The organism is Streptomyces sp. ITFR-16 (genome assembly GCF_031844705.1).
Lineage (GTDB): Bacteria > Actinomycetota > Actinomycetes > Streptomycetales > Streptomycetaceae > Streptomyces.
Map to the genome: position 1 here is coordinate 2,021,365 of NZ_CP134609.1, position 12,527 is coordinate 2,033,891.

Sequence of the window (12,527 nt, forward strand, 5' to 3'; positions counted from 1 at the left end):
TCCGGTCCGGCCGCCGCGGCGACCCGTCGATAGTGGCACGGCCGGTGCGGCCCGTCACCCGGGTTTACCGCTGACGCGCCGGTGTCTCGCTGTGCCAGTCCGGGTGCCCCGGCATCGGGGGCGTCCTCGCCCCGTACAGCCAGCCGGTGAAGAAGGCGGTCAGGTCGCGGCCCGCCACCCGGGACGCGAGCACGATGAAGTCCGCCGTGTCCGCGTTGGAGTCGCGGTTCCGCCGCACCCAGAGCCGCTCCAGCCGGTCGAAGGCGCTGCGGCCGATCTCCTGGCGGAGCGCGTACAGGACCAGGGCGCTGCCGTCGTAGACCACCGGCCGGAACAGGCTGATCTTCTCGCCCGGCGCCGGTGCGCCGGGGCGGGCCGGCGGTCCGCCGTCGGCCCGCCAGCCGTCCGACCGGATGTAGGCGTCGTGCATCCGCCGCTCCTGCGGCCTGCCGTCGTGCTCGTCGGAGTAGAGGGCCTCGTAGTAGCTGGCGTGCCCCTCGTTCAGCCACAGGTCGGACCAGGTGCGCGGCGTGACGCTGTCGCCGAACCACTGGTGGGCCAGCTCGTGGACCATGACCGAGTCGACGTACCACTCGGGGAAGCCCTCCTCGGTGAACAGCCGGCGTTCGAAGAGGGAGAGCGTCTGGGTCTCCAGCTCGAAGCCGGTCAGGGTGTCGGCGATCAGCACCCCGTAGTTCTCGAAGGGGTAGCGGCCGACCTGCCGCTCCATCCATTCCAGCTGGCCGGGGGTCTTCTTCAGCCAGGGCTCCAGACGCTCCCGGTCGGCGGCGGGGACGACGTCGCGCACCGGCAGCCCGTGCGGGCCGGTCCGCTCCACGACGGCCGAGCGGCCGATGCTGACCTGGGCCAGTTCGGTGGCCATGGGATGGTCGGTTCGGTAGGTCCAGGTGGTGCGGTCACCGCGTGTGATCCGTTTGACGCGCTGCCCGTTGGCGACCACGGTCAGCTCCCGGGGAGCGGTGACGCGGAAGGTGAAGTACGCCTTGTCGGCGGGGTGGTCGTTGCCGGGGAAGACCCGGTGCCCGGCGTCGGCCTGGTTGGCCATGGCGAGCCCGTCGGCGGTGCGCACCCAGCCGCCGCTGTTCCGGTCGCCCGAGGGGTCGCTGGTGTGGCGGACGGTGATGCGCAGCGGCACTCCGGCCGGGAGCCGGCCCGGGGGTTCGACGATCAGGTCCTCGTCCTCGACGGCGAACTCCGCCCGCAGGCCGTTGACGTCCACGGAGCGCACGGTGCCCCGGGTGAAGTCGAGGTTGATCCGCTCCAGCGGCTCGGTCGTCCGCGCGTCGATCGTGGTGACGGCGTCCAGGGGTTCGGTGTTGCTGCCCCGGTAGGTGAACCCGATGTCGTAGGCGAGTACGTCGTATCCGGGGTTGCCGAGGTGCGGGAAGAGCGGGTCCCCGATGCCGAGCGGCACCGGGGCGGGCAGGGTGGCGGCGACGAGGGTGACCGATGCGGTGGCCAGCAGGGCGGCCCGCAGACGGCGGGAGAGGAACGGCATGGACTACGGCTACCAGCGCGGCCCCGCCCGCCGGGGGCGGCGCGCGCCGCGCCACCCGAACGAGATCCGCCCCGGCCGAGGGCGGCAGGCGGATCAGAGTGCGGCGGCCGGGTGCTGGGCGCGGCTGACGTCGTAGACGCCCGGTACGTCGCGCATGGCGCGCATCAGCGCGGGCAGCCCTGCCGCGTCGGGGAGTTGCAGGGTGTAGGTGTGCCGTACGCGCTGTTCGCTGGGGGGTTCGACGGTGGCGGAGACGACCGCCGCGTCCGCCCCGGCGATCGCCTCGGTGAGGTCGGCCAGCAGCCGGGGCCTGCCGAAGGACTCCGCGACCAGGGTCACCCGGCAGGCGACCGCGTCGCCCCAGCTGACCGCGACGGGCACCCGGCCGACGGCCTCCATGCGGGCCACCTGGGGACATTCGAGGCGGTGCACGGTGACGGCGGCGCCGCCGCGCACGGTGAATCCGGTGACGTCGTCGGGGGGTACGGGGGTGCAGCAGCCCGCGAGCCGGACGGTGGCGTCCGGCTGTTCGACCACGGCGCTCGCCGTGCGGCCGGCCGGCGACGCCTGTCCGGTCCTGGCCGGCTGGGCGGGCTGGGGGCCGGGCTCCCGGTCGGCGTCCTGGCCCGTGCGGGCGTCCTCCGCGTCCTGGGGATGGGCGTCGAGCCAGCCGGTGATGGCGATGCGGGCGGCGGGCGTCCGCGCATGGTCGAGCCAGTCGGGCGAGGGGCCGGACGCGGCGTCCTCGGCCAGCAGCAGCTGGACGGTGTCGCCGTCGCCGAGGACGGTGCTGAGGGTGGCCAGCCGGCCGTTCACCCGGGCGCCGATGCAGCTGTGGGCCGCGTCGCCGTACTGGGCGTAGGCCGCGTCGACGCAGCTGGCGCCCGCGGGCAGGCCGAGCGTGCCGCCGTCGGTGCGGAAGACGGTGATCTCGCGGTCCTGGGCGAGGTCGGCGCGCAGGGTGGTCCAGAAGGTGTCGGGGTCGGGGGCGGACTGCTGCCACTGGAGGAGGCGGGAGAGCCAGCCGGGCCGGGTCGGGTCCGCGCGTTCGCCGTCGGCGGGCTCGGCGCTCTGTGCCCCGCTGTCGGCGGCGTAGGGATTGCCGAGGGCGATGACACCGGCCTCGGCGACCTTGTGCATGCGGTGGGTGCGGATCAGGACCTCGGCGACCTCGCCGTCGGGGCCGACGACCGCGGTGTGCAGCGACTGGTACAGGTTGAACTTGGGTGCGGCGATGAAGTCCTTGAACTCGCTGATCACCGGGGTGAAGCAGGTGTGGAGCTCGCCGAGGACGGCATAGCAGTCGGCGTCCTCGCCGACGAGCACCAGCAGGCGTCCGAAGTCGCTGCCGCGCAGTTCGCCGCGTTTGATGCGGACGCGGTGCACGGAGACGAAGTGTCGCGGTCTGACGGCGACCTCGGCCGGGATGCCGGCCTCCCGCAGCACCGAGGAGACCTGTCCGGCGATGGCCGTGAGCGGGTCCGAGGCGCCTGCGGCGGCGGAGATCACGGCCTGGGTGTGGGCGTACTCCTCGGGGTGGAGGATCGCGAAGACGAGGTCCTCCAGCTCGGTCTTGAGCGCCTGGACTCCGAGCCGTTCCGCGAGGGGGATGAGCACGTCACGGGTGACCTTGGCGATCCTGGCCTGCTTCTCGGGGCGCATCACGCCGAGGGTGCGCATGTTGTGCAGCCGGTCGGCAAGCTTGATCGACATGACGCGGACGTCGTCGCCGGTGGCCACGAGCATCTTGCGGAAGGTCTCCGGTTCGGCAGCGGCGCCGTAGTCGACCTTCTCCAGCTTGGTGACGCCGTCGACGAGGTAGCAGACCTCCTCGCCGAACTGCTCCCGGACCTGATCGAGCGTCACCTCGGTGTCCTCGACCGTGTCGTGGAGCAGGGACGCGGTCAGGGTGGTGGTCTCGGCGCCCAGTTCGGCGAGGATGAGCGTGACGGCGAGCGGGTGGGTGATGTAGGGCTCGCCGCTCTTGCGCATCTGGCCGCGGTGCGAGCTCTCGGCGAGGACATAGGCACGGCGCAGGACGGAGAGGTCGGCGTCGGGATGGTGGGCCCGGTGCGCCTCGGCGACATGGGCGATGGCGTCGGGCAGCCGGTCCCGGGAGACCGGGCCGAGCAGGGCGACCCGGCCGAGCCTGCGGAGATCGATCCGGGGACGGCCCCGCCTGCGGATGGGGGCACCTGGGTTGGTGGCCTCTGCGCTCATGGGGCACCTCCGGCAACGTCGACCGGCGGTGGGGAGGTGCGGTCGCGCCTCCGGGCCGGTGCTTGATGCTACCGACCCCACCACGTGGCGGAGTCCCGCTCTCGCCCAGCGTGAAACGGATCACCCATTCGAGCGAAGCGCCGTGACCCCCCGTTTGGATCATGGCGGTGTGCGCGCCCCGTAGAGCTCCGGACGGGCGGCGCTATCCGCCGAGCGCGTCGAGCCAGGCCGGGTCGAGGACACCCTCGGCGACGATCACGGCCGCCCCGGTCATCTCGATCTCACCGTCCGGGTGCTCGGTGACGGCGAGGGTGCCGCCCGGCAGATCGACGGTGTACGTGACCGGCGCGCCGGTCACCGCCGGGTCCGCCCCGTCCCGGCGGGCCGCGGCGACGGCGACCGCGCAGGCACCCGTGCCGCAGGAGCGGGTCTCGCCCGAGCCGCGCTCGTGGACCCGCATCGCGACATGTCGGGGCCCGCGGTCCACGACGAATTCGATGTTGACCCCGTCGGGGTAGACGGCGGCCGGCCCGAAGGCGGGCTCGGCGTACAGATCGCCGGCGTGGTCCAGGTCCTCCACGAAGGCGACCGCGTGCGGATTGCCCATGTTCACGTTGCGGGCGGGCCAGCTGCGGTCGTCGACGGTGACCGTGACGCCGTCGCAGGGGAGCAGGGCGCGGCCCATGGAGACGGTGACGTCGCCGTTCTTGGCGAGGTGCACCTTCTTCACGCCGCCTCGGGTGGCGACCGCGAGGTCGCCCGCCCGGGCGTGCCCGGCGCGCTGCAGATAGCGGGCGAAGACCCGTACGCCGTTGCCGCACATCTCGGCGACCGAGCCGTCGGCGTTGCGGTAGTCCATGAACCACTCGGCCTCGTCCGCCAGGGCGCGCGCCTCGGGGTGCGCGGCCGACCGCACGACGTGCAGCAGTCCGTCGCCGCCGATGCCGGCCCGGCGGTCGCACAGCGCGGCGACGGCGGACGCGGGCAGGTCCAGGGCGTTGTCCGGGTCGGGAACGATCACGAAGTCGTTCTCCGTGCCGTGGCCCTTGAGGAAGGCGATCTGCGAGGTGGTCACGGGACAACTGTACGAGGCCGCGCCGACAGCACCGCGAACCGGCCCGCCGTACGGACCGGGGCCCGGTCCGTCAGCGCAGGCGCGCCACGCGCCAGACGGCCAGCGCCACCAGGACCGCGCTCACCGAGGCGTACAGGGCGATCACGCGCCAGTCGGGGCGCTCCCCGGAGCCCCGGGACGGCAGTCCGGGCCAGGTGGTCCCGACGCGGCGGGCGGCCATCATGCCCCAGCCGGCGGCGCAGCAGCTGATCAGCAGTCCCAGCATGGCGACGACCGCGCCGCCGTCGCCGAACTCGAAGGCGAGCGGGAAGGCGAACATCAGCGATCCCACCGCGGCGAGCGTGACGATGGGGGCGAGCTGCCAGATGCGCAGCCGGCGGGCGGGGCGCAGCTCGACCTCGACCTCGGGGGTCACGTCGAGCTCGTCGGGCCCGTCGGGGCTCAGGCTCCCTGCCTCGTGCTGTGTGTCCGGTGCGTCTTGTTCCGTGTCGCGAGGGCCGGCCTCCATCGCCACGCGCCCTCCCAACTCGGACTCCAGTCGATCGATGCTCGATGATGGCACGCCCCAGGTCGCCGAAATGACGGGCGGAGCGTCCCGATGCCATCACGTGATCAGGCTGTAACCGCTCGTTCGACCAACGCCAGCGCCAGGCCCGGGAGTTCCCCCCGGTGATCTTCGGCACCGCTGAGCCAGTGGACGCGCGGGTCGCGGCGGAACCAGGAGTCCTGGCGGCGTGCGAAGCGCTTGGTGGCGCGCACGGTCTCGGCGCGCGCCTCGTCCTCGCCGCACTCTCCGGCCAGTGCGGCGAGCACCTGCTGATAGCCGAGCGCCCGGGAGGCGGTGCGCCCCTCCCGCAGGCCGCTCGCCTCCAGGGCGCGCACCTCGTCCACGAGGCCGGCCTCCCACATGCGGTCGACGCGCCGGGCGATGCGCTCGTCGAGTTCGGGCCGGGCCACGTCGACGCCGATCTGCACGGCGTCGTATACCGCGTCGTCCCCCGGCAGATTTGCGGTGAAGGGCTTCCCGGTGATCTCGATGACCTCCAGGGCCCTGACGATGCGGCGGCCGTTGCTCGGCAGGATCGCGCGGCCGGCCTCCGGGTCGGCGGCGGCGAGCCGCTCGTGCAGCGCCCCTGAGCCGTGCTCGGCGAGCTCCGCCTCCAGCGCGGCCCGCACCCCGGGGTCCGTACCGGGGAACTCCAGGGCGTCGATCGCGCCCTTCACGTACAGCCCCGAGCCGCCCACCAGGACGGGGGTACGGCCTGCGGCGAGCAGCCGGTCGATCTCCGCGCGGGCCAGGCGCTGGTACTCGGCGACGCTGGCGGTCTCGGTGACGTCCCAGATGTCCAGCAGGTGGTGCGGCACGGACGCACGCTCGGCGAGCGTCAGCTTGGCGGTGCCGATGTCCATGCCCCGGTAGAGCTGCATGGAGTCGGCGTTGACCACTTCGCCCCCGAGCTGCTGAGCGAGGAACACCCCCAGATCGGACTTTCCTGCTGCGGTGGGACCGACGACGGCGATGACCCGCGGTGCGGGAGCTGGACTTCTCACCGGCACAGTCTCGCAAACGGAGCGTCAACGCGGAGTCACCCGTAAACTGGTCAGTACATATGGGTGATTTCTCACAGTTCCGCTTCCGGCCCTGTCCGGCCGCAGATGTCGTGGCCGGAAGAGTGCGCGGCGGCGCGGCGGGTAGCGGAACCCGAGAGACCACGTGCACGCAGGCCCCGAGCAGAGAAGGTGTCCGATGGGCTTCATGGACAATTTGAAGGCGAAGCTGAGCCCGGCGAAGGACAAGGTCAGCGACCTCGCGCAGCAGCACGGCGACAAGATCGACCAGGGGCTCGAGAAGGCCGCGCGAACGGTGGACCAGAAGACCAAGGGCAAGTACAGCGACAAGATCGTGACCGGTACGCAGAAGGCGAAGGACGCGGTGGACCGGCTGGCCCAGAAGGACGAGGGCACGCCTCCGTCCCCGGGGACCCCGCCGCCCGCCGCCTGACAGCGGCCCGGCAGGACACCGTGACGGCCGCGGAGCGGCATCGCTCCGCGGCCGTCGTGCGTCAGGACCAGGCCGCGACCAGGTAGCCCACGCCGTACGGCGCGTCGTCGTACAGCAGCCGGCCGTCCAGTCCCGCCCCCTCGGCCGCCCCCGCGAGCACCTGCCAGGGCGCGCGGCCCGCGGCCGCGAGTTCGTACGCGAGCGCCTCGTCCAGCGCGGTCAGCGCGGCCGTGTCCGCCGCGCCCAGCGCCCGCGCGGCAGCCGCGTCGAAGGCCTCGGCCCGCTCGTCGAGGTACCCAGGTGCCTTGAGGCTGCGGCAGGCGCTGCCGTCGCCCATCACCAGGAGCGCCACCCGGTCCGCCCGGGCGGCCAGCGCGCGCCCGGCGTCCGTGCAGCGCGCGGTCTCCAGCGGCTCCCCCACGCCCAGCCCCTCGACGGGGGCGTCCGCCCATCCGGTGCGGGCGAGCAGCCAGGCGCCGACGGCGAGCGACGGCGGGAGCGGCCGGTCGGCCGCCGGGCCGGGATGCCGTCCGAGCCGCACATCCAGCGGGACGCCGAACTCCCGGAAGCCGCCGGTGGCGCCCTCGGGGTGCGGGCCGCGCCCGGCGGCGTCCGCCGGGCCCACCACGATCAGCAGATCGGGCCGGGAGGCCGCGAGCACGCCCAGGGCGTCGGTGCACGCGGTCCTCGCGGCGTCGAGCTCGGGCGCGGCGCCGGCGGCGACGTCGGGGACCAGCAGCGGCGGACAGGGGCAGACAGCGGCGGCGACAAGCATGGTCGGCAGCGTACTGCCGCCCGGCCGCCGTTCCCCCGCCGGGCGGGCGGGGGCCGTCAGTCGCAGCCGCAGCCCGGGGCGGAGGCGGCGGGCAGCGGGGCGGGGGCGCCGATCCCGGGGAGCCCCAGCATGACGCCGGCGGGCTTGGCGGCCGCAGCGGCGGTGCGCTTCTCCCAGGCGTCACCCGAACGGGTGCGGCGCACGGCGACGGGCGCGCCCTCGGCGAGCAGGTGGTGCGGGGCGGCGTAGGTGATCTCGACGGTCACCACGTCACCCGGGCGAACGTCCTGGTCCGGCTTGGTGAAGTGGACGAGGCGGTTGTCGGGGGCGCGGCCGGAGAGGCGGTGGGTGGCACCGTCCTTGCGGCCCTCGCCCTCGGCGACCATGACCTCCAGGGTGCGGCCGACCTGCTTCTTGTTCTCCGACCAGGAGATCTCCTCCTGGAGGGCGGACAGGCGCATGTAGCGCTCCTGGACGACCTCCTTGGGGATCTGCCCGTCCATGTCGGCGGCGGGGGTCCCGGGGCGCTTGGAGTACTGGAAGGTGAAGGCGTTGGCGAAGCGCGCCTCGCGGACCGCGTGCATGGTCTGCTCGAAGTCCTCCTCGGTCTCGCCGGGGAAGCCGACGATGATGTCGGTGGAGATCGCGGCGTCGGGCATCGCGGCCCGCACCTTCTCGATGATCCCGAGGAAGCGTTCCTGCCGGTAGGAGCGGCGCATGGCCTTGAGGACCGTGTCCGAGCCGGACTGCATCGGCATGTGCAGCTGCGGCATCACGTTGGGCGTCTCGGCCATGGCCGCGATGACGTCGTCGGTGAAGTCGCGCGGGTGCGGCGAGGTGAAGCGGACCCGCTCCAGGCCCTCGATCCTCCCGCAGGCGCGCAGCAGCTTGGAGAACGCCTCGCGGTCGCCGATGTCGGAGCCGTACGCGTTGACGTTCTGGCCGAGCAGGGTGATCTCGGAGACGCCCTCGGCGACCAGGGCCTCGATCTCGGCCAGGATGTCGCCGGTGCGGCGGTCCTTCTCCTTGCCGCGCAGGGCCGGGACGATGCAGAAGGTGCAGGTGTTGTTGCAGCCCACGGAGATGGAGACCCAGGCTGCGTACGCGGACTCGCGGCGGGTGGGCAGCGTGGAGGGGAACGCCTCCAGGGACTCGGCGATCTCGATCTGCGCCTCCTCCTGGATCCGGGCGCGCTCCAGCAGCACGGGCAGCTTGCCGATGTTGTGCGTACCGAAGACGACGTCGACCCAGGGCGCCCGCTGGACGATGGTGTCGCGGTCCTTCTGGGCGAGGCAGCCTCCGACGGCGATCTGCATCCCGGGGCGCTTCGTCTTCATCGGGGCGAGCCGGCCGAGGTTGCCGTAGAGCTTGTTGTCGGCGTTCTCCCGCACCGCACAGGTGTTGAAGACGACGACGTCGGCGTCACCGTCGGAGCCCTCGGGCGCCCGTACGTAGCCGGCGTCCTCCAGGAGTCCCGACAGCCGCTCGGAGTCGTGGACGTTCATCTGGCACCCGTAGGTGCGCACCTCATAGCTTTTTCTGACGTCCACTGCTTCGCTCCGGTTGCCGCTGCTCATGCGACAAGGGTAGGCGCTGCACGGAGACCTCCCGCCGCGGGCGGCACCGGACCGGTCCCACCGGCCGGGATATCCGCGGGCGCCCCTGGCCATGGCCGGGAACCACCTGGCAGGATCGCCGCCATGCTCCCGGCACTCTCCCGAATCGGCCGGCGCCGCTCCCTGCGGGCGGGCGCCGCCCTCGTCGTCGTGCTCGGGCTGCTGCTCTGGTGGCTGCTCCCGCTCGGCGACCCGGCGCCGACCGGCACCCTGTCGTTCAGCACGGGGGTGCGCAGCGGCGTCTACCAGCGCTACGGGGAGCGGCTGAAGGGCGCCCTCGCCAAGGACCTGCCCAAGGTGTCGATAGAGCTGCAGACGAGCGAGGGCTCGCAGCAGAACATCGCCCGGGTCGCGACGGGCAAGGCGGACTTCACGATCGCCACCACCGACGCCGTCGCCACCTATCTGCGGGACAAGAAGCCGGGCGCCGATCGGCTGCGCGGCTGCGTCCGGCTGTACGACGACTACATCCAGCTGGTCGTGAAGCGGGACGCGGACATCCGCAGCGTCGCGGACCTGCGGGGCAAGACGGTCGCGGTGGGGCAGCCGGGCTCCGGGGTGCGGCTGGTCGCGGACCGGCTGATGACGGCCGCCGGGCTGGACCCCCTGCACGACGTGACGCCGGTGTCGGTCGGGATCGACACCATGCCGAAGCTGCTGGAGGACGGCGATCTCGACGCGTTCTTCTGGTCGGGCGGGCTGCCGACGACCGCGGTCGCGGACCTCGCGGAGCGGTTCGCGATCCGGCTGGTGCCGCTGGAGGACCCCCTCATCAAGCAGCTCCAGTCGGCGGGTGGCTCCACCCGCTACTACCGCTCGGCCGTGATGCCCGCCGACGCCTACCGCAACGCGCAGCAGGGGCAGGCCGTGCCGACGGTGGCGGTCGCCAATGTGCTGGTGACCACGGACCGCACGGACCCGGCGATGACGGAGGCGTTCACCCGCACCGTGATCGACAGCCGGGACCGCATCGGGCGCGAGGTGCACGCCGCGCAGCTGGTGGACCTGCGGACGGCGATCTACACGGACCCGCTTCCACTGCACGAGGGCGCCAAGCGCTACTACCGCTCGGTCAAGCCGTAGCGGCGCTCAGCCCTGCGGCCCGTGACGCGGTACCGAGACGGTGACGCGCAGCCCGTTCGGCTCGTTGCGGTCGTAGGCGAGCGAGCCGCCGCCCGCGGCGAGCAGCGCCTGGGAGATGGAGAGCCCGAGGCCCGAGCCGTGGATGTTCTGGTGCTGGGAGCTGCGCCAGAAGCGGTCGCCGACCCGTTCGAGCTCCTGCTCGGTGAGGCCGGGGCCCCGGTCCGCGACGACGACGGTGACGTACTCCCGGCCGGAGGCGACCGTGACCCGGACCTCCTCGTCGGCGGGGGTGAACTTGAGGGCGTTGTCGATGATGGCGTCGAGCGCGCTGGAGAGGGCGATGGGGTCCGCCCAGGCGGTGACGGCGGGGCTGCCGTCCGCCCGGAGCCGTACGCCCTTCTCCTCGGCCACCGGCCGCCAGGAGGCGAGGCGTTCGGCGGTGAGCGCGCCGATGTCGGTGAGCTGGAGGTCGGCGTCCGCGTGCTCGGCGAGTGCCAGGTCGAGCAGGTCGTCCAGCACCTGGCCCAGGCGCTTGCCCTCCGTCCGTACCGAGGCGATCTCCTCGTTGCCCTCGGGGAGTTCGAGCGCGAGGAGCTCGATCCGCAGCAGCAGCGCGGCCAGCGGGTTGCGCAACTGGTGGGAGGCGTCGGCGACGAAGGCCCGCTGCTGTTCGAGCACGTCCTCGACGTTGTCGGCCATCTCGTTGAACGACCGGGCCAGGCGGCGGAGTTCCGGGGGCCCGCCGGACGCGGCGACCCGGGAGCGCATCCGGCCGCTGGCGATGTCGTGGGCGGCCGCGTCCAGCGTCTGGACCGGCAGCAGCACCCAGCCGGTGAGCCGGATCGCGGCGCCGACGGCCACCAGCATCGCGATCACCTCGCCCGCAGCGATCAGCAGCCAGCCGCGCAGGATCTCGGCGCGCATCTGGCCGGTGGGCGAGTCGATGACGACGACGGCGATCACATCGCCGTCCCGCACGACGGGCGAGGCGACGACGACCCGGCCGTCCTGCCAGGGCCACACCTGTGGCGGGTCGTGGCTGCGCCGGCCGAGCAGCGCCTCGCTGAACGCCTCCCGGCCCTCCCCCTCGACCGGCAGCCGCCAGGCGGCCGGGGCCTTGGCCATGGCGGAGTCGTCGCGGTAGAAGACGCCGGCCCGGATGCCGTAGACGGAGTTGTACGTCTCCAGCTCGGTCTGGAGCGTGCGGCGCCGTTCGTCGTAGCCGCGGGTGCGCTCGGTGATGAACTGGGCGAGCGCGGCGAAGCGTGCCGTGTCGTCGATGCGGTCGATCACGACGCTCTGCTGCCGGGCCCCCGCGACACTGACGGCCAGCGGGAAGCCGAGCGCGAGCAGCACGCTCGCCATGAGGACGATGAGCAGAGGGAGCAGCCTGGTACGCAACGGGAACGTACGCCCTTACGCGGACGGCGAGACGAGGCGGTAACCGACCCCGCGCACCGTCTCGATCAGTGCGGGCAGCCGCAGCTTTGAGCGCAGGGAGGCGACGTGCACCTCCAGGGTGCGTCCCGTGCCCTCCCAGCTCGTGCGCCACACCTCGCTGATGATCTGCTCCCGGCGGAACACCACTCCGGGCCGCTGGGCCAGGAGCGCGAGCAGGTCGAACTCCTTGCGGGTGAGCTGGACTTCGCTCCCGTCGACGCTGACCCGGCGGGTCGGCAGCTCGATGTGCACATGCCCCAGCCGCAGCGCGGCGACGGGCGTGGGCGCGGTGTCCTCGTTGCTCGCCTTGCGCCGGCTGACGGCGTGGATGCGGGCGAGGAGCTCGCCGGTGTCGTACGGCTTGGTCACGTAGTCGTCGGCGCCGAGGTTGAGCCCGTGGATCCGGGAGCGGACGTCGGCCCGCGCGGTCACCATGATCACGGGTACGGAGCTGCGCTTGCGGATCTTCCCGCACACCTCGTACCCGTCCTGGTCGGGCAGCCCGAGATCGAGGAGCACGACGCCGAAGGGCTCCGTCTCGGTGGGCAGCAGTGCCTGCAGGGCCTCCTCGCCGCTGCGGGCGTGGACGACCTGGAAGCCGTGGCGCGCCAGGATCGCGGACAGGGCGGCGGCGACGTGGTTGTCGTCCTCGACGAGCAGCAGTCTCATGGGCCCCCTCTCCGAAGGTTCTGCGGTCGGTCTTGTGCGGTCGGTGCGGTCGGTGCGTGGTCGCTGCGGTCCCGTACGCCCTCCGTTGCTTCCCCGTACCGGGGCGTTTCACGTCAGGGTGTACCAGG

General features: G+C 73.0%; 11 protein-coding genes. 2 read left to right on the plus strand and 9 right to left on the minus strand.

Annotation, left to right across the window (positions count from 1 at the left end):
* Positions 1–64: 64 nt before the first annotated feature.
* The 5 genes from RLT58_RS08900 to miaA form a co-directional block, all read right to left on the minus strand.
* The gene (locus tag RLT58_RS08900; protein WP_311309866.1) at positions 65–1,519 is read right to left on the minus strand and encodes a M1 family metallopeptidase; all 1,455 of its coding nucleotides are present in this window, start codon (positions 1,517–1,519) and stop codon (positions 65–67) included.
* Positions 1,520–1,612: 93 nt separating this feature from the next.
* Positions 1,613–3,739 carry a RelA/SpoT family protein gene (locus tag RLT58_RS08905; RefSeq protein WP_311309867.1) on the minus strand — a complete coding sequence of 709 codons (2,127 nt, stop codon included), beginning with the start codon at positions 3,737–3,739 and terminating at the stop codon, positions 1,613–1,615.
* 202 nt (positions 3,740–3,941) lie between these two features.
* Entirely contained in the window at positions 3,942–4,814 is an 873-nt protein-coding gene (gene dapF, locus RLT58_RS08910) for a diaminopimelate epimerase (RefSeq protein WP_311309868.1), read from the minus strand.
* A 70-nt stretch (positions 4,815–4,884) separates the two neighbouring features.
* Positions 4,885–5,322 carry a hypothetical protein gene (locus RLT58_RS08915; RefSeq protein ID WP_311314448.1) on the minus strand — a complete coding sequence of 146 codons (438 nt, stop codon included), beginning with the start codon at positions 5,320–5,322 and terminating at the stop codon, positions 4,885–4,887.
* A 104-nt stretch (positions 5,323–5,426) separates the two neighbouring features.
* On the minus strand, positions 5,427–6,365 hold the full coding sequence (gene miaA / locus RLT58_RS08920) for a tRNA (adenosine(37)-N6)-dimethylallyltransferase MiaA (protein WP_311309869.1): 939 nt from the start codon (positions 6,363–6,365) through the stop codon (positions 5,427–5,429).
* A gap of 196 nt (positions 6,366–6,561) precedes the next feature.
* Here miaA and RLT58_RS08925 point away from each other — a divergent pair, with 196 nt between their 5' ends.
* The gene (locus RLT58_RS08925; protein WP_311309870.1) at positions 6,562–6,816 is read left to right on the plus strand and encodes an antitoxin; all 255 of its coding nucleotides are present in this window, start codon (positions 6,562–6,564) and stop codon (positions 6,814–6,816) included.
* Between the two features lie 61 nt (positions 6,817–6,877).
* Here RLT58_RS08925 and RLT58_RS08930 read toward each other — a convergent pair whose 3' ends face one another.
* Entirely contained in the window at positions 6,878–7,591 is a 714-nt protein-coding gene (locus RLT58_RS08930) for a class III extradiol dioxygenase subunit B-like domain-containing protein (RefSeq protein ID WP_311309871.1), read from the minus strand.
* A 56-nt stretch (positions 7,592–7,647) separates the two neighbouring features.
* A complete protein-coding gene (miaB, locus tag RLT58_RS08935; protein ID WP_311309872.1) occupies positions 7,648–9,168 on the minus strand; it encodes a tRNA (N6-isopentenyl adenosine(37)-C2)-methylthiotransferase MiaB in 1,521 nt (506 codons plus the stop codon).
* Between the two features lie 123 nt (positions 9,169–9,291).
* On the opposite strand from miaB, the gene RLT58_RS08940 reads away from it, so the two are divergent.
* Positions 9,292–10,290 (plus strand): TAXI family TRAP transporter solute-binding subunit, encoded by a 999-nt coding sequence (locus RLT58_RS08940; RefSeq protein ID WP_311309873.1) that lies wholly within the window; start codon positions 9,292–9,294, stop codon positions 10,288–10,290.
* 6 nt (positions 10,291–10,296) lie between these two features.
* Here RLT58_RS08940 and RLT58_RS08945 read toward each other — a convergent pair whose 3' ends face one another.
* Both RLT58_RS08945 and RLT58_RS08950 read right to left on the minus strand, forming a co-directional pair.
* Positions 10,297–11,691, minus strand: coding sequence for a sensor histidine kinase (locus tag RLT58_RS08945; RefSeq protein ID WP_311309874.1), 1,395 nt, complete (start codon positions 11,689–11,691; stop codon positions 10,297–10,299).
* A gap of 15 nt (positions 11,692–11,706) precedes the next feature.
* Entirely contained in the window at positions 11,707–12,399 is a 693-nt protein-coding gene (locus RLT58_RS08950) for a response regulator transcription factor (protein WP_311309875.1), read from the minus strand.
* Positions 12,400–12,527 lie beyond the last annotated feature (128 nt).

Coding starts and splice junctions, on each gene's coding strand:
- RLT58_RS08900 (WP_311309866.1), bottom strand. CDS start 1,519: ATGCCGTTCCTCTCCCGCCGTCTGCGGGCCGCCCTGCTGGCCACCGCA.
- RLT58_RS08905 (WP_311309867.1), bottom strand. CDS start 3,739: ATGAGCGCAGAGGCCACCAACCCAGGTGCCCCCATCCGCAGGCGGGGC.
- RLT58_RS08915 (WP_311314448.1), bottom strand. CDS start 5,322: ATGGAGGCCGGCCCTCGCGACACGGAACAAGACGCACCGGACACACAG.
- RLT58_RS08925 (WP_311309870.1), top strand. CDS start 6,562: ATGGGCTTCATGGACAATTTGAAGGCGAAGCTGAGCCCGGCGAAGGAC.
- RLT58_RS08930 (WP_311309871.1), bottom strand. CDS start 7,591: ATGCTTGTCGCCGCCGCTGTCTGCCCCTGTCCGCCGCTGCTGGTCCCC.
- miaB (WP_311309872.1), bottom strand. CDS start 9,168: ATGAGCAGCGGCAACCGGAGCGAAGCAGTGGACGTCAGAAAAAGCTAT.
- RLT58_RS08940 (WP_311309873.1), top strand. CDS start 9,292: ATGCTCCCGGCACTCTCCCGAATCGGCCGGCGCCGCTCCCTGCGGGCG.
- RLT58_RS08950 (WP_311309875.1), bottom strand. CDS start 12,399: ATGAGACTGCTGCTCGTCGAGGACGACAACCACGTCGCCGCCGCCCTG.